This is a genomic window from Candidatus Hydrogenedentota bacterium (assembly GCA_016791475.1).
Taxonomy (GTDB): domain Bacteria; phylum Hydrogenedentota; class Hydrogenedentia; order Hydrogenedentales; family JAEUWI01; genus JAEUWI01.
In genome coordinates this window covers 1-590 of sequence record JAEUWI010000344.1, presented here as the reverse complement: position 1 = coordinate 590, position 590 = coordinate 1, and the positions used below count along the sequence as shown (strand labels likewise).

The 590-nt window shown below is 61.4% G+C and carries 2 protein-coding genes; one reads left to right on the top strand and one right to left on the bottom strand.

Annotated features, from left to right (window positions below):
• Positions 1–198 (bottom strand): hypothetical protein (locus JNK74_29585; GenBank protein ID MBL7650326.1); only part of this gene is annotated, 198 nt, incomplete at its 3' end.
• 92 nt (positions 199–290) lie between these two features.
• On the opposite strand from JNK74_29585, the gene JNK74_29580 reads away from it, so the two are divergent.
• On the top strand, positions 291–590 hold a 300-nt coding region (locus tag JNK74_29580; GenBank protein MBL7650325.1), incomplete at its 3' end, for an ATP-binding cassette domain-containing protein.

Genomic DNA, 590 nt, shown 5'->3' with positions numbered 1-590 from the left:
CAGGCGCTGGTAGAGAATCCAGCCCACATCGGCGACGCTCCAGATGATGACCAACGTCATCAAAACGGCCAGCGCCCGCACGCATAAGCGAGTGATGACCAGCAGGCCGCTGACCAGCGGTTCCTGACGGGCATCGATGTGCAACCCCTCCGGGCGTTCGGGCGCGAGAGCGTCGGGTTCTCGGGATTGTGGTTCCATGGCTTGATCGATCAGACAAAGCGATGCCGGTTAATATTAAAATTTAAACGTATGCTACAGCGCGTCCAGCATCAAAATCTATTCCTTACACTATGAGCGACGACGCCTTGGTGCGGGTGGAGGGACTGACCCGGCGTTACGGGGGCCGACCGGTCGTCGACGATCTCGGTTTCACGCTCGCCAAGGGACAGATCTTGGGCTTCCTCGGCCCCAACGGCGCGGGCAAATCCACCACCTTGCGGATGGTGGCGGGCGCGCTCGCGCCAGACGCCGGACGGGTTGTCATCGACGGTCACGACTTGTTGGATGAACCCCGGCGAGCCAAGCAGGCCATCGGTTATCTGCCGGAGCGGCCGCCCCTCTACCACGAGCTGACCGTGGACGAACAGTTA